Origin of the sequence: Varibaculum prostatecancerukia (assembly GCF_943169825.2) — a bacterium.
GTDB classification, from domain to species: domain Bacteria; phylum Actinomycetota; class Actinomycetes; order Actinomycetales; family Actinomycetaceae; genus Varibaculum; species Varibaculum prostatecancerukia.
Genome location: NZ_OW968402.1, coordinates 2,074,725 through 2,090,302 on the forward strand (window position 1 = coordinate 2,074,725; position 15,578 = coordinate 2,090,302).

13 protein-coding genes are annotated in these 15,578 nt (G+C 53.6%); 10 read left to right on the plus strand and 3 right to left on the minus strand.

Features of this window, described 5'->3' with window-relative positions; translation table 11 throughout:
* Positions 1 to 65 precede the first annotated feature (65 nt).
* From hemC to glnA, 4 genes are all read left to right on the plus strand, one after another.
* Positions 66 to 2,621, plus strand: a complete 2,556-nt coding sequence (hemC, locus tag KO216_RS08950) for a hydroxymethylbilane synthase (protein WP_309547310.1) — start codon at positions 66 to 68, stop codon at positions 2,619 to 2,621.
* A 36-nt stretch (positions 2,622 to 2,657) separates the two neighbouring features.
* Entirely contained in the window at positions 2,658 to 3,410 is a 753-nt protein-coding gene (locus KO216_RS08955) for a uroporphyrinogen-III synthase (RefSeq protein WP_215523854.1), read from the plus strand.
* A gap of 127 nt (positions 3,411 to 3,537) precedes the next feature.
* Positions 3,538 to 4,410, plus strand: a complete 873-nt coding sequence (locus tag KO216_RS08960; protein ID WP_215523855.1) for a hypothetical protein — start codon at positions 3,538 to 3,540, stop codon at positions 4,408 to 4,410.
* Between the two features lie 328 nt (positions 4,411 to 4,738).
* Positions 4,739 to 6,160, plus strand: a complete 1,422-nt coding sequence (glnA, locus tag KO216_RS08965) for a type I glutamate--ammonia ligase (protein WP_215523856.1) — start codon at positions 4,739 to 4,741, stop codon at positions 6,158 to 6,160.
* 104 nt (positions 6,161 to 6,264) lie between these two features.
* On the opposite strand, the gene KO216_RS08970 is transcribed toward glnA, so the two are convergent.
* The gene (locus KO216_RS08970; RefSeq protein WP_215523857.1) at positions 6,265 to 6,468 is read right to left on the minus strand and encodes a hypothetical protein; all 204 of its coding nucleotides are present in this window, start codon (positions 6,466 to 6,468) and stop codon (positions 6,265 to 6,267) included.
* A gap of 39 nt (positions 6,469 to 6,507) precedes the next feature.
* On the minus strand, positions 6,508 to 7,302 hold the full coding sequence (locus KO216_RS08975; RefSeq protein ID WP_215523858.1) for a hypothetical protein: 795 nt from the start codon (positions 7,300 to 7,302) through the stop codon (positions 6,508 to 6,510).
* A 222-nt stretch (positions 7,303 to 7,524) separates the two neighbouring features.
* Here KO216_RS08975 and KO216_RS08980 point away from each other — a divergent pair, with 222 nt between their 5' ends.
* A complete protein-coding gene (locus KO216_RS08980; RefSeq protein ID WP_215523859.1) occupies positions 7,525 to 8,175 on the plus strand; it encodes a response regulator transcription factor in 651 nt (216 codons plus the stop codon).
* A 39-nt stretch (positions 8,176 to 8,214) separates the two neighbouring features.
* Here the strand turns inward: KO216_RS08980 and KO216_RS08985 are convergent, their stop codons facing one another.
* Entirely contained in the window at positions 8,215 to 9,354 is a 1,140-nt protein-coding gene (locus tag KO216_RS08985; RefSeq protein ID WP_215523860.1) for a sensor histidine kinase, read from the minus strand.
* A 191-nt stretch (positions 9,355 to 9,545) separates the two neighbouring features.
* On the opposite strand from KO216_RS08985, the gene hemB reads away from it, so the two are divergent.
* From hemB to KO216_RS09010, 5 genes are all read left to right on the plus strand, one after another.
* On the plus strand, positions 9,546 to 10,541 hold the full coding sequence (hemB, locus tag KO216_RS08990; protein WP_215523861.1) for a porphobilinogen synthase: 996 nt from the start codon (positions 9,546 to 9,548) through the stop codon (positions 10,539 to 10,541).
* Between the two features lie 8 nt (positions 10,542 to 10,549).
* Positions 10,550 to 12,163, plus strand: coding sequence for a ribonuclease H-like domain-containing protein (locus KO216_RS08995; protein WP_215523862.1), 1,614 nt, complete (start codon positions 10,550 to 10,552; stop codon positions 12,161 to 12,163).
* 107 nt (positions 12,164 to 12,270) lie between these two features.
* The gene (locus KO216_RS09000) at positions 12,271 to 12,792 is read left to right on the plus strand and encodes a DUF4870 domain-containing protein (protein ID WP_215523863.1); all 522 of its coding nucleotides are present in this window, start codon (positions 12,271 to 12,273) and stop codon (positions 12,790 to 12,792) included.
* Between the two features lie 288 nt (positions 12,793 to 13,080).
* On the plus strand, positions 13,081 to 14,367 hold the full coding sequence (locus KO216_RS09005; protein WP_309547311.1) for an ABC transporter permease: 1,287 nt from the start codon (positions 13,081 to 13,083) through the stop codon (positions 14,365 to 14,367).
* Complete coding sequence (locus KO216_RS09010) at positions 14,364 to 15,578, plus strand: ABC transporter permease (RefSeq protein WP_215523865.1); 1,215 nt, start codon at positions 14,364 to 14,366, stop codon at positions 15,576 to 15,578. The genes KO216_RS09005 and KO216_RS09010 overlap by 4 nt, the downstream gene beginning before the upstream one ends.

Here is a 15,578-nt window from a genome sequence, read left to right on the forward strand (position 1 = left end):
ACGACTATGCTGAAGGACTACCCGAGGTGTCAGGTCTCGAAAACCGCTTGTGGCAAGGAGATGCAATGCACGACCTAGCTGGATTAGCCGATTATGATGTTTTGGTTATCGGAGGGGGGCTAGCCGGATTAACCAGCGCCTATACTCTGCAAAAACAGGGCGCGCGGGTGGCGGTGATCGAGGAACGAGGACGCCCCGGCGGCCTGATCTGTTCGGGACGTTTTGGGGACTTCACTTTCGATATTGGCGCTGAGGCTTTCGCGGCCGGAGCTACCGAAGTCAAAGATTTATGCGGCGAGCTAGGTTTACCGCTAGTGGCTCCCCGGGGTAAATCTTGGATTTTCCACCATGAACGTGCAGGTATTCCCGAGGGCGCCCTCCCGATTCCCCACGGTATGCTGGGAATTCCCGCCAGCCTGGATGACCCCGGGATTGTGCAGGCACTCAGTGAAGCAGAAATGGAGCGCGCCCACCAGGACTTAACTATGGGTCCGGAAGTGGGGGCAGAAGAAGCCACTGTCTCCGATCTGGTAACTGCCCGCCTCGGAAAAGCAGTTTTAGAGAAAGTAGTTGCCCCTGTGGCCGGCGGCATCCACTCCGCCAGTACCGACCGCTTAAATGCCGACACCACCTTGCGTGGTTTGCGCCCGGCACTAAAAGAGCACGGCTCGCTGGTGAAGGCAGTTGCCAGTTTGCGGGGACTGAAGCCGGGTAAACCGGCAGTGCTTGCCTCTGAGGGAGGAATGTTCCGCCTGGTAGAAACCTTAGCGCAGCGCATCGAAGAGGGCGGGGGGTTGATTTTATCCCATGTGCGCGCCCTCGACCTGGCACCGGTTGCAGATGAATCTGCCGCCGCTGACGGCCCCGCTGCAGGCTCGGATCAACCCGGCTCAGCAGGCTGGAAGGTGACGGTTTCTAACACCAAATCGGGGCCGACCCCGGGGGCAAGCCCCATAAATATCGGAGAGGCAGTCTCGGTCACCGTGCCGCAGGTAGTAGTAGCGCTACCAGGTTATTTAGCTGCGCCGATGCTGCGCAAAGTACCAGGTATTGAAGTCGGTCAGCTCCCGCAGGGAGGGCCGATCGCGCACGTAACCCTATTTGTTGATTGCCCGGCCTTAGATGCCCATCCGCGTGGTTCGGGAATGTTGGTACAGCGCCCGAGCAGTGAAGATATTGAAAATGGCTGCGTGGGAGCAAAAGCGATCACCCACTACACTTCTAAATGGCCCTGGGCGGAAGAAGCTGCCGGTAAAGGCCGCCATCTGCTCCGAGTATCTTATGGTTGGGCGAATGGACCGGAGATTCCGGTATCGGTCGAGGGGGCATTGCAGGACGCATCCCGGCTGCTGGGGGTGGAGATTTCCCCGGATCAGCTGCTGGGATCGATGATTATTCACTGGGATGGCTCCCTGCCGCCCTTTACTCCCAAGCATCGGGAAATGACCGCCAAGATGCTGGAAGATCTGCGGGCTTATCCTGGTCTGGAGCTGGCAGGCTCCTGGGTTGCCGGTTCCGGGATTGCCGCAGTAGTGCGCCAGGCGCAAACCATTAAATTGCGCGGTACCGGCTGGATCAGTGAGGCGAAGGACGATGCTTTAGTTTTGGGAACTCGCGCCTCTCGCCTGGCAGTTACTCAATCAGAAACTGTGGCCACGGCTTTGCGTGAACATGGGCTAAATGTGCAGCTGCGGCAAGTGCGCACGGCCGGCGATATTTCCCGAGCCTCTTTACAAAAGCTAGGAGGAGTGGGCGTATTTGCCGCGCAACTACGCCTGGCGCTCCTGGAGGAAAACTGTCATTTAGCAGTGCATTCTTTTAAAGATTTACCTACCCAGCCGGTTTCGGGTCTAAAAGTTGCGGCGATTCCGAGCCGCGCTGATGCCCGGGACGCTCTGTGCGCCGCTCCCGGTTTAACTTTGGAAACTTTGCCGCCAGGCGCCACCGTGGGGACGGGTTCTCCGCGCCGCGCCGCCCAGATTTTAGCTTTACGTCCTGACCTGAAGATAGTGGATATTCGCGGAAATGTTCCTACCCGCCTGGGCAGAGTGAAAGGTATTAGCGCTCCGCAGGCCGATTTTACTGATGGTCGGGAGACTCGCGAAAAAATTTCGCAGGGCGCGCATGACCTGGATGCGGTGATTTTGGCGGCCGCCGGTTTGGATCGGATCGGACTCGGCGCTTACGCCAGTGAGCGTTTCGATCCCGAACAGGTGCTGCCGGCTCCGGCGCAAGGGGCTCTCGCGGTGGAAGCATCGAAGGCGGCGCTAGAAGCGCACCCCGATTTAGCGGCTGCCCTGGAGGAAATTAATGACCTGGCAACTGCCCTTACTGCTACTGCGGAACGAGCTGTTTTAGCGGAACTAAACGCCGGGTGTGCCGCTCCGGTGGGGGCGTTTGCGCAGATGGAGCGAGGGATACTCACTCTGACTGCCGCGATTATTTCCCTGGATGGTACCCGCGAGGTGCGCATCAGTGATTCCTTGCAGGCGGATCCGGAGAAAACTTTTGCCGAGATGCTTGACCAGGCGCGCCAGCTCGGTGAAAGTGTGGCTCGCGCCCTTTTGGAGGCAGGTGGCGGCGAGCTCGCTGACCTGGGCGCTGCTAAGGCGCGCGGCTAAGAACCGGCAACGGGAAACTATTTTCGGAGGGCGACAATGGCGTTTACAGTGGCACTGACCGCCGCGGCAACGCGCCCACTTACGAAAAAGCTGCAGGTGGAATTGCCTGACTTCCGGGTAGTTGGCGCTCCGGTTACCCGTTCTCTCCCGGTTTCACCCCCGCAACTTCCCGTCTGCCTGCAGCGTTTAAAGCACGGGGAATATAGCTGGGTGGTTATTACTTCTGCCCGCACTGTCACCTATTTACAAGAACTGTTAGCTACCGAACCGCCTCTAACCACCTTTCCCCAGGTAGCAGCGGTAGGTAAGGCTAGTGCCCAGGCCGCGAGCAAGGCCGGTTGGAATGTCGCCTTGCAGGCGGGCGGCAATGCTACCGATTTAGCACGCCGCTTTGCGGACTTATCCCCCAGCACTTCCTCCCCTGGTCGGATATTTTTACCGGGATCGGCGCTAAGCAAACCCGATTTAACAGCAGCTTTAAGTGAGCAGGGCTACCAGATCGATGTTTGCCCCCTCTACACCATGACCCCGGTTTCCGCGTGTCCGGAAGTATATTTCCAAGCCGATGCGGTGGCGGTTACTTCTGGCTCTAACCTGCGCGCCCTCACTGACTTTGGGGTGTTTAGTTCCGATGCCACTGACTCTGGCCGCGCCCTCCCCCGCCTAGTTTGCATTGGGGAGCCTTCTGCGCAGGTAGCAAAGGATTTAGGGCTAGCAGTTACCGCGGTAGCTAAGACTCCGGATGCAGGCGGGCTGGCTGCGGCGCTACGTTCCTGCCTCGAACGATAACTGCGGATTGAAGCAGCTGACAGTTTAGGTGTGAAATTTTGGTTAACGTTTATAAACCGTTGGGTAACGTATGCAGAAAACACCTTAACTAGCGGCATTAGCTAGACCACAACTGTTAAAATAAAGCATGAGTTATACACCCCAGCCTAATAGTGAAAACCCCGTTCCCCAAGGTTCCCCGATACCGCAAAGCCCCCAGTTTTCACCGGTAAACCCGCAAATACCCGCCTCACCCATGCCGCCGGCTGTACCTCCCAAGAAGAACAAGACTGGTTTGATTGTCACCATCGTGATTGTGGCGGTGCTAGTTGTCGCGTTGGTCGGGTTATTTGTCGCTAATGCGGTAGTTGCCAAAACCCAAGAAGATAATCTCAAATCCAGTTTCACCAGTGAAGGCTTTTCTAAGGTGCAGACGGAGATAGATTCCTCCCCCATGCTGATTAGCTACTTTAAAGAGTATTACCGACACGCGAAGGTTACTGCCGCTGAAGGAGAATTTAAGCAAGGATCTTTCGGTAAGCAGAATGCCGGTAAAAAGGACAAGCTGAAGATAAAAGATTTTAAGCTCGATGCTTACGGTCTCAAGGGTGGGGACGATCCCCTGATTGAGAAGGGGAATATATCTTTTAGTATGCCTGGGGAAGAGCTAGACAAAATGATGACTGACCCCAACTTAACCATGAAACGTGAAGGTAACAAGATCACCGCCGAGGGCGATGAGGACGGACTAAGGTTCCAGGTCGTGATGCGTATGCAGTTTGAACCCGGAAAGTCGGGAGAATCTGGAAAACTTTTCCTAGTCCCCGACAAGTTCATGATCAACGGTAGTGACGAGTTCATGGGGCAAAAGCTAAATCCTGCTGATATGGGAATGAAAAAGAAAGAAATCCCGATGGATTTGAATAAAGCTTTCGTCCTCAAGAACGTAGATTTTTCGGGTAAAGACATCAAGTTTGACATTGATTTCAAGAACGTCAAACTGAAAGACATCGGCAAGTAAGGATTGCTGACTACCCGTTTAGGCAGGTAACAGCTACTGATTTCCGAAGTTGCCTGCAGCTGCCGCATCTGTGAATTCTCCGCACAAAAAGCGAGCGCCAGCCCCGGATAAGGGAATTTGCGAATGCTCTTCCGTGCTGAGCGGCAGACATCTTGGGCATCGCAGCTGATTATCCCCGCCAGTTTCGGGAAACCGTGCCGCGCCCTCGGAAAATATTTGCGAAACTATTCACGCTTTTGGGCGCGAATCTCGCTAAAGTCCCTTGGCGCGGTATGCTTTTTTTAGTTTTCTTATCCGCAAGCCGCATGGCTTACCTAAGGAGGAACGATTGTTTAACTCCCACGAAGAAGCCCTAAAATTTGTTGCCGACCAGGGTATCGAACTGATTGATATCCGTTTTTGCGATCTGATTGGCACCAGTCAGCATTTTACGATTCCCGCCGACCAGTTTGCGGATGCCCTAGAAAACGGGTTGATGTTCGATGGTTCCTCTATTCGCGGTTTCACCTCGATAGATAAGTCGGATATGAAGCTGATAACCGATGTGTCTGACGCCTATGTGGATCCCTTCCGCGCTTGCCCCACTTTGGCGGTGAACTGTTCCATCGTGGATCCTTTCACCGATGCGCCTTTCCCGCGTGATCCTCGCCAGGTCGCCTCTAAAGCGGAAGCCTACCTGCGCTCTACCGGAATCGCCGATACCTGCTTTATTGGCGCCGAAGCCGAGTTTTATCTTTTTGATTCGGTGCGTTACCAAACCCAGCCTTATGACACGTTTGTGAAACTGGATTCTGTTGAAGGCTACTGGAACACCGGCCGGGAGGAAGAGGGCGGAAACCTCGCCTATAAGACTCCTTTGAAGGGCGGTTACTTCCCGGTGGCGCCCTCCGATAAGTTCTGTGACCTGCGCGATTACATGGTGAAGCTGCTCAGTGACTCCGGGTTAAAAGTGGAGCGATCCCACCACGAGGTCGGCTCCGGGGGGCAACACGAGATTAACTATCGTTTCAACTCGCTGATGGCGGCGGGTGACGACATGATGAAGTTCAAGTACCTGATTAAGAACGCCGCGCAAGAGGCGGGAGTTACCGCCACCTTTATGCCCAAACCGATGGCGGGCGATAACGGCTCGGGGATGCACTCCCATTTTTCGCTTTGGAAAGAGGGCGAGCCGCTGTTCTATGACGAAACCGGTTATGGTTCCCTCTCTGACCTGGCTCGTTACTTTATTGGGGGCTTGTTGCAGCATGCGCCGGCATTGCTGGCGTTCACTAACCCTTCGGTTAACTCTTATCGGCGGCTGGTTCCCGGTTTTGAGGCTCCAATTAACCTGGTGTATTCGGCGCGTAACCGTTCTGCCTGTATCCGGATTCCGGTGACTGGCACTTCCCCGAAAGCTAAACGGGTGGAATACCGGGTTCCTGACCCTAGCGCGAACCCTTACCTGTCCTTCGCGGCTTGCCTGATGGCGGGGATTGACGGGATTCAAAATCGCCTAGAGCCGCCAGCTCCCATCGATAAGGATCTCTATGAGCTGCCGCCAGCCGAATATCATGACATTCCGAAACTGCCTTGTTCTCTGGATGCAGCTTTAGAGGCACTCCGCGCTGACCAGGACTTCTTGACTGAAGGTGAGGTATTTACCCCGGACTTGATTGACACTTGGATTGCCTACAAGGAACAAAATGAGGTGGCCCCGCTGCGGCAGGTGGTGCATCCTTATGAATTCCAGCTTTACTACGATATTTAAATCTGTTTCCTAAATAAATCCCGCCCCCGCGACCTCGGAAAATCGCAGGCAAAAGCCATTATTTTTTCCGAGGCCGCGGGGGCGGATTATTACTATTACAACCTTTACTTTTCGTCGCGATTAGTTTTAGTGATTTCCACTCCCCACAATACGCAGCCGATTACCCCGAAAACGATGGAGGCCATCACCATGATTCCGGCGCCAAAGGGGAAACTGCTGTCGGTGTCGATCACATAAAGAATCAGCGCCCCTACAGCCAGCAACACTACACATAGGATAGTGAATATCCAGGCAAAAACTTTCAGCATCCCTCTGTTCCTTTCATGCTGCCCACAGCTTTGGTTACTCTAGCAAACACCATCGGCGAAAAGTAGTTTTTCTAGAGATTTATTATCGTACTGCCGGGAAATTTCTGGCCGATAACTTTCCCTGGTTCTGGCTAATGCAGTACAAAGCTCACCTGCTTTTTCTTCGTATCTATTTCTTTTTATCATCTCGACCTCGGCGTCATCACCAGATGCTTCTTCCTCCTGGCTGGCAAGTTGCGCTGGCGCACCCTCTTTCATAAATGGAGCCGCAAGTTTATCGAACTCGTCTAGACTTTTACGCAGTTGCGCATTGGTTTCCGCTGCCTGATAGCCTTCGAGGAACTCTCGAATAATGTTGAGTTCTTTTGAAAACCGCATGGCTGATAAGTCGTCGAGCGAGTTCAGGTATCTGTGTTCTTTATTGCCGGAATTCCTCCAGGCGGAGAAATTTTCCGGTTTGAAGGCAGGTAAACGTAGCTTTTTCTGGATGTTATCAATCCAGGGTTTATACATGGTATTAAAAGCCTCGAAAGCCTTATCTTTGTTGAGATATTCCGGATACAGCAAGACTTTATAGTGTTTTTTCTGAAACTCCATGGTGCCAACTACCGGTTGATAGCACTGATTTTCACTTCCCTCTACCCCGTAACCGGCATCGGTCGCATCTCGCAAAGTAGAAAGTGAACACCAGCTATACATGGGCAGATCTGCTACGTCTTTCACGGCGGCGTGTTCCTGGGCATGACTCCCCCACAAATACCCCGCCCCCACTGAAGTTATGCAGGTTAAAACGCCAGCTAAAACAACCGCCCCCACCTTCTTATTGATCTTCATTTTGCAACCCCCTCGTGATATTTGAAGTGACACTTTCATGTTTCCAAAGGTCAAATGGGTAATTCAATGGTCAAGTGGCTGGATATTAGCGCCAGGTGGCCAGGATTAATATCCGGGTGGCTACTCGGTGGTTACATTTTTCACCGGGGTGCTTGCTGCCGGCTGGTTTGCAGCTATAGTGGCGTCGAAACGTATATTCTAAAAAACAACGAGGAGGTGGCCGTGAGCGAACAAGAAATCACTATCGGGTTGGTTGATGACGATCCCTTTGCACTGCAAGCATTGGCAGCAATTTTGAATAGTACCCCCAATTGTGCAGTCTCCTGGGCAACCTCCAATCCTGAACAAGCCCGCGAATCCTGTCACCGCGATCCCGTAGACCTGGTGTTACTTGACTACCTCTTAGGCGAGACCACCGGGGACATAATCTGCAAGCAGATCACCCAGCAAAACCCGCAGCAAAAAGTGGTGATTATTTCTAGCCTGGAAGTGGCAGATGTAGCCCGCACCGCCCTGCTCGCCCGTGCGCGGGGATTCCTAAATAAAGCCGATGTCTTAAAAGACTTGCCCAGTTTCCTCTCGGTAATCATGCAAGACTCCGTGGTGGTCTCCCACGCGGTAGTACAGGGATTGTTCCAAAGTATCCCTGCCCCCTCTCAAATTGCTCTCACCGAGCGGGAGCAAGCAGTTTCAGAGCTAATTTTGCAGGGAATGTCTAACCGCGAGATCGCAGAGAAAATGAGTTACTCCCTATCCACGGTGAAAGAAACTGTAACTGCGCTACTGGAAAAAACCCACACTTCCTCGCGAACAGCAGCAGTGGCTGTCCTGGTGCAAGACGGAGCAGTCAGCTACCCAAATAACCTTCCCTAAGGTTGGGGTAACGAGGACGCGACAATAGCTGAAGTCTACCTAGTCGCTACCAACCTCAAGCTGTAATAGGTTCTGCCACTGGTCAGCACGTTTACCATAGGTGAGCAGGCCGCCGATCTCCAGCATCCGTTTACTGGCCAGCCCTAACCCCATCTTCGAAGAATCCACTGTCCTGCCCCGGATCTGATTCTTGGTTTCTAGGCGGAAGCTATTTTCATAAATCCGCGCATTGACAGTTACTGGATGCTTAGGATCGCCATAGCGGAAAATATTTTCAAAAAGTTCTGCCACCACCTGCGCCACTGTGCGCTGCTGCTGCCGAGAACACTCAATTTCTCCAGTTTTTTCACACTGGTAGGAAACCGGGAATCCCTGCTTCTTAAGCTGGGCTACCGCCTTAGAGAGCACCTCCGTTAAGCTCTGGGTCACCACCTCGGTCTTTTCCGGCAAGGTTTTTTCCGAATTGATGAGGGCGCGGATAGCCTGCGATATTTCTGCGGCCTCGTGCGCGGCAGTGTCCCTAAACTCCTCTAAAGGTAACAAGTCCCGCTGGCTTTGTTCCGCAGCGAGTGCAATATGTGTGCAGTGCCGTAAAACATTATCGTGGAGGCGAACATTAAGGTCCCGCCGCTCCGCCTCGCGGGCTTCCTGTTCTTCGCGTCCTACCTGAAAAGAACGATCCATCCAGGTTTTTACTAAAATCCCGGCAATCGAGAAACAGGCCACATCCGAAAAAGCACTTACCGCTTCGAAATCTACCGGGTTTGCCCAGACGAAAAAGAAAAAGACATTAATTACCGTAGGAATCAATACTGCTGGCCCTAAGCGCTTGGGGGAAAAAGAAAAAGTATCTAAGAGGGCAATATTGGAGGCGGGGAAAATCGGTGCCCAATAAATCTCATCTCCCCCAATTAATGCGACCGAGGTGAGGGCGTAACCTACCCAGAAAACGGGGAAACGTATCGCTAATATGGCCATGACTAAAGCCTCAATCGCCAGCAGGTATCCGATGTCAAATTCTTGGGTTAATATCCCGTCATACAGCAAGAACAGACAGTTAAAAACCGCGACCGTGATAATGATGGCTCGAAGTAATAAAACCTTACGTGCGAACTTCTTCCCTAAAGTTTGCCGATCAAAATATAAATACGAGCCCAGAACCTTAAATACCGCATCCACAGGAAAATCATACTGAGAATCGCCCGGTAGCTGGAAGGCTTAGGGTTTATTACCGAATATTTCGCCGCTTTTTCTCTGAGTATCTGGGGGATTAAAACCAGATTCGGCAGGTGGAAGCGATCGCTGCGAGCGCTCTTTCGGAAAGCGGCAGGCAGGTGGGTTAAAATCATTGCAGATACCTAGGAGAAAAAATGACTGATGACCTTTTGCTGACACCAACTATTCGTCCTCGCCGCCTGCGGGCTTTCCCCGCGATGCGCAACCTGATTGCCGAAACCCGGGTGAGTCCCGCCCAGCTGATGCTGCCCGCGTTTGTGCGGGACGGGATTGAGGAAGCGGTAGAGATTCCCTCTCTACCAGGGGTTTTCCAGCATACAGTGGAGTCGATTCGCGAACTGGCCGCCGAGTGCGTACAGGCCGGGGTGGGCGGGATCATGTTATTCGGGATTCCCAATACTGCTGATAAGGACGCGCAGGGCAGCCCCGCCTGGGATCCCAACGGGATTTTGAATCGCGGTATCCGTGCGGTGCGCGAAGAAGTAGGAAATGACCTGGTAGTGGGGGCAGACACCTGCCTGGATGAGTTCACCAGCCACGGACATTGCGGGGTAGTCACCGCCGACGGTCAAGTCGATAATGACGCCACCTTGCCGCTATATGCGAAAATGGCGCTCAGTCAGGCGCGCGCCGGAGCCCATATGGTAGCGCCTTCCGGGATGATGGACGGCCAGATCGCGGTGATTCGCGAGGCGCTTGACGACGCCGGATTCACCGACACCGTGATTTTGGCTTACTCTGCGAAATACGCCTCCGCTTTCTTTGGTCCTTTCCGGGATGCGGTTGCCTGCTCTCTAGAGGGCGATCGGCGCTCTTACCAGCAAGATCCCCGTAACCGCCGGGAGGGCGTATTTGAAACCCAGCTAGATTTAACCGAGGGCGCCGATATGGTGATGGTTAAACCTGCCGGTTACTATCTGGATGTACTGGCCGATGTGGCGGAAATGTCCCCGGTTCCAGTCGCGGCCTACCAGGTCAGCGGGGAATACGCCATGTTAGAGGCAGCAGCCGCTAATGGGTGGATTGACCGCGAGCGCGCCATTGACGAATCCTTGCACGCGATTGTGCGTGCCGGAGCCGATATGGTGCTCACCTATTGGGCGCTAGAGTACGCACAGCAAGACAACTAAGCTGCTCAATGCCTGATTCTTTCCGCCTGCTTGCAGTTTCCGAGGTGGCACATGCCGCTAACTGTCAGTGGCGGCTTTGGTGCTACCTCACCGGTAATACTGAGCTGGAAGCCTCCGATGTTTTTCACCGCTATATCGGGGATTTAACTAGCGGCGAGGATGAAAAACTAGCGGCGAAGTATCGGGCGTCCGGGAGAATTTTCCAAACTGAGCTGGAATTAACCGCCGAAGATCTGAACGGAACCCTGCCGTTTTTGGTTTACGAGGACGATTCTTGGGTGCTGCAAATGGTGCGCTTTTCCGCCCATGCCCGCCAAGACTCGGTGAACCTCCTTGCCGGATATGCGCATCTGGCTCGGCATAATCAGGAGTTATTAAACGCAGATTTTCCCGCTTTAGCGGCAAAACTCGCCCCTTACGCCCAAGTGTTGCTGGCTGATGGCAAGACCATAGACTTTTCTCTGGATGAACTGGAAGAGCTGTGGGAACCCATTTATGCCCAGGCACAGGAAATGGCGGCTGACCAGGATTTACTTGCCGCTACCCCCGAGGAGACTTGGCGCGCCCTCGACACGGTTTGCGGTAGTTGCTCCCATTGCCGTTGGGCACTGGAGCGTTACGATGATCCCCTGCTGATCAGCGGGGTAGGTCCCGGACTGCGCAGGGAATTGCGAGCCGAAAATATTTTCACTGCCAGCGGTTTTGCTGCCAATCCTCCTAGGGGATATAGCCCGGAGTTAATCCGGCAAGCCCAGTTGCAGGTGGCGCAACATCCAGGAGAACTACTGCTAGAAACTAATCCGCTGGCTCCGGCGCTAATGGCTCTTCCCGAACCTCACCCGGGGGATGTGTATTTAGATTTTGAGAACGACTCCCTGTGGGGTTGGACCCTAAAAGATCACACCGGGCTGATTTACCTAGGCGGAATAGTCTGCTGCGATGAAGATTCTTGGGGTGAACAGAAAACTTTAACTCCGGCGCTACCGGTTCGTGGCCAAGAATCGCTACCGGCAGCAGACACCCTAAACGTGGCGGAGGAAGTAGGGGAACTATCTAAGCGTATCGGCGGAAAATATCGGAGGTTTTGGGCGCATAATCGCAGCCAGGAACGCCAGCTGCTGATTGATTTACTCGATTTTTTGCGCCAGCGTTTCCGCCAGTTCCCGCAAATGCATATCTACCATTATTCCCCGCAAGAACGCCTCTACCTGCAACGTCTCTCTTCTCGCCACGGCCTATTAGCAGGTGAAGTGCGCTACCTACTGGCTGCGGGCGGCCCCATGCGGGACCTGCAGCAAGTGGTGCAATCAGCTATTCGCACTGGTCAAGGCGGATATTCCCTTAAAGAGATGGAACCGTTCTATATGGGGTCTTGGATGCGCTCAGAAGACCTGGATAACGGCGCGGATTCGGTAATCGTCTATGACGCACTCTCGCGAGCAGGCGCCCTCGATCCGGGAGCCGAGCTTAGCGTTGATGCTGCCGAGCAGCTACGGCTCCTCGCCCTCTATAACGAGTATGACTGCTGTTCAACCGCACTTTTGCACCACTGGTTAATCGCTCAACGCCGCCGCCCGCGCCTGAGGGCCAAGCTGGATCCCGCCGCCCTAACCACCAAATAAACTACGCCCTGGCCCCACCCGCTCCGCGTTAAGCTGTGCTTTTCGCTAAAGAAAAATTATTGCTAGCTCTACTTTTGTCCCCGCCATCCTCATGGGAAAATAGGGGTATGAATGATAATCAACCCCAATCCGGTAACTTCGAAAATCAGCAGCTTCCCGGGATCCAGACTGGATCCCCCAACCCCTCTTACCCGCAATACGCTTCTCAGAGTGACTCCTCGTCCTATTCGACGCCGCTGCCGAACCAGCCTATGCCTAACGCTTCTAGCAGCGTCAGTGCAGATGAGCGGACTATGGCGATTCTGGCTCATTTAGCAGCACTAATCGCCATGGTAGTTTCTGCCGGTTGGCTTACCTTTGTAGGCCCCCTCATCGTTTGGTTTATTTATAAAGATAAAAGTCCTTTCGTGCGTAACGCGGCCGCGGGCGCCTTTAACTTTAACTTGGCGATGACTATCACTTCCGTGGTGGCTTGGATACTTTGCTTCACCATCATTTTGATACCCCTGTCCATCATCGCGTTTATCGTTATTTTCGTGATGACCCTGGTGTGTTCGATTAAAGGCGCCGTTAAAGCCTCCGATAAAGAGTTTTACCACTACCCCTTCGGGATTAACCTGCTGGACTAGCTTGCTGGGAACCGCTCCTAGATTTTTGTGACCTAGCATACTTACGGAACGATATCCCTGGTAAGAGGATTTTCTCTTCCCATTTTTTCCAGTTTTCAGATTTTTTCTGTCCCTGACCCAGGAATCTTTCAGCCCGGATAGAAAAGCTAACATTTGTTTATTTGGGTTACCTAAGTTGTGCTTGGGTTGTTTTGAAAGGATCTGGACTTGTCCTTCGTGGGAAGAGCTTGGCGATACGTCGTTAGAAAACCAGTTAGAACTATTGTTATCTTCGCAGTGCTCACTTTAGTGGCCACCGTTTTGATGTCGGCGGATGCCATCGAGAGGGCGAGCGCCCGCGAGAGCGCGAAGGTAGAGGCCAAGGCGGGAGCCGGCTTCGTCCTAGGAAATAATCCCCAGTTCAATCAGGGAACCCCGCGGGGAGCTGGAACTGTTAAACCTGCAGATATCGCCCAAATAGCGCACCTACCCGAGGTTAAAAGCTATGTGGCTAGGCAAAACGTGACCGCTGATTTGGTTGGTGCCCAGACTCAGAAACTGGGAACCAATGACTATGACGCCAAAAAGGAAGCCCAATTTGGCAATGCGGTGAACGTGTGGGGAGTAAACCGTACCGATATCGACAATAATTTCCGTTCTGGGGCGTTAACCTTGGTGGCGGGACGGCATTTAAAGCCTGGCGATCACCATAAGGCAATCATCCACGAAGATTTGGCGAAAGCTAATGGCCTGAAAATCGGCAGCAAGCTGAAACTCAAAGGTAATCCTTATGACGTCGATAATTTGCGAAAGTCCACTGCGGAAACCGAAATGGAAATCGTGGGATTGGTGCGCGGCTCCAATACTCGGCAGGCAGCGCAACGCAGCGAGCTGTTTGCCAATACCGTTTACACGGATTTGGATACTACCCGCGCCCTCTACCAGATGGGCAAAGACAACGAGATTTACCAGGATGCTAACTTTTTCGTTGCTTCCGAAAAGGATTTAGAGCAGGTAGAAAAGAAAGCCGGTTCCCTCAAGATTGATTGGCGCAACTACCAACTATCGCCCGCCACCCAATATTTAGCAGGGATTACCGGGGCGCTTAGCGGGATAAATTCCCTGATGAGCACCACTAAGATTGCAGCGTTTGGTTTTGCGCTGTTGATTTTAACGCTGGTGTTGTTCCTATGGATGAATGAACGCAAGAAAGAAACGGGGGTACTACTTTCGGTCGGCACCTCCAAGGCCAGTATTTTCGCGCAGTACCTGTGTGAACTGGTGATTACCGCGATCCCTGCGTTTGTGTTGGCGTTCTTTATTTCTGGAGCAGTCGCGCAATGGCTGGGCAATTCCGCATTGGCCTCGGTCAATAGTTCACTAATGCAAGAATTGGCTCAGGCCGGGCAGGCAGGCGCCGATATGGAATCTTCGGCGGCGACTAAGACCCTGGACGCGTTAGCAGTTTCGCTAGCTACGCCTTCGGTGATTACTGCCGTGTTACTAACTCTGCTGGTAGGCGTGCTTTGCGTATTGGCGGCGTCCTTCCCGATGCTGCGCCGCCCGCCGCGTGCCCTCTTGGTGGATATCAAATGAGGTCGCTTAGTATTTGGCGGCGCGCCTGGTATTCACTCATCCGTCGCCCGCGCCGCGCCTTGCTGCTCATGCTAATAATGGCGGTGGTTTTTACCGCGCTGGTTTCCCAGTCAGGGGTGCGCGCGCAGGTGGCCGGGATTTCCGGGGCAATTAACTCCGGGGTGAACGCGGGATTCACTGCCCACAGCAATAGTGGCACTATCTCTTTAGCGCAAGCAGAAAAGCTGAACCGCTTGCCACAGGTGAAACGCTCGGCTTTCGAAAAAGAAACTTTGGCTAAGCCGGAGGGCGCGCAGCTGGTAACTACCGCTTCCGGGGTGCAACTTGACGGCGAGTTCGCGGGTGATGCCGGGATTATCGGGACAACTAATAGTCATTTGCATCCGTCTTTTATGGGTAGGCTGTACCGGCTAGAAAGTGGCACACATTTGACAGCCAGCAAACGAGGCGCCCTGATTCACCGCGAGTTTGCTGAGCGCAATGGTTTACGTGTTGGCAGCCAGCTACGCCTGAACGCCAAGGGAAATGCAGTAAAAGTGCCGGTAGTAGGGGTTTTCAGCGGAAAAACTGAGAATCTGGGAGGACTACCCGCCGGGGCTTCCGAGAATCAGATTTTTACGGACCTAAAAAGCAGTCAACTCTTGGGAGGGAAAGAACTGACCACCGCTAGGTACTTTACCGGGGACGCCACCGAGTTACCGGCGGCTTTGCGCGGGGCTAAACAGACGGATTCGGAGCTGAATTTCGAATCTAATGCCTCCCAATTTGCGGGGGTGCTGGCTACCCTTTCGGGGGTGAATAAGCTGCTCACCGGGCTGGCTGTGGGAGTCGGTGGAGCCGGGCTAGCCGCCCTCGCCCTGATAATGATCTTTTGGATCCGCGGACGCACCCGCGAGATCGGGGTGCTGCTGGCTGTAGGAAAAACCAAAGCGAATATCTTGGGGCAACTCGCCCTAGAGGCCGCTTTCTTGGCGCTAATAGGCAGCGCTATCGGAGCGGTCCTGGGATTTCTGCTGTCAGGGAAGGTATCTGCCCTGGTCTTTGCCAAGTCCGCCAGCCCGTCTTTATCCGCCCTGTCTGCGAGCGGGAGCGCCGGGAGTATCCTGGCCGCCCTCGTCCTCGGATATGTGATTACTTTTGTGGCGCTACTTTTAGCGACCGTTCCCCTGCTTCGTCAAACCCCGCGAGCTATTCTCGCAAAAATTAGTTAG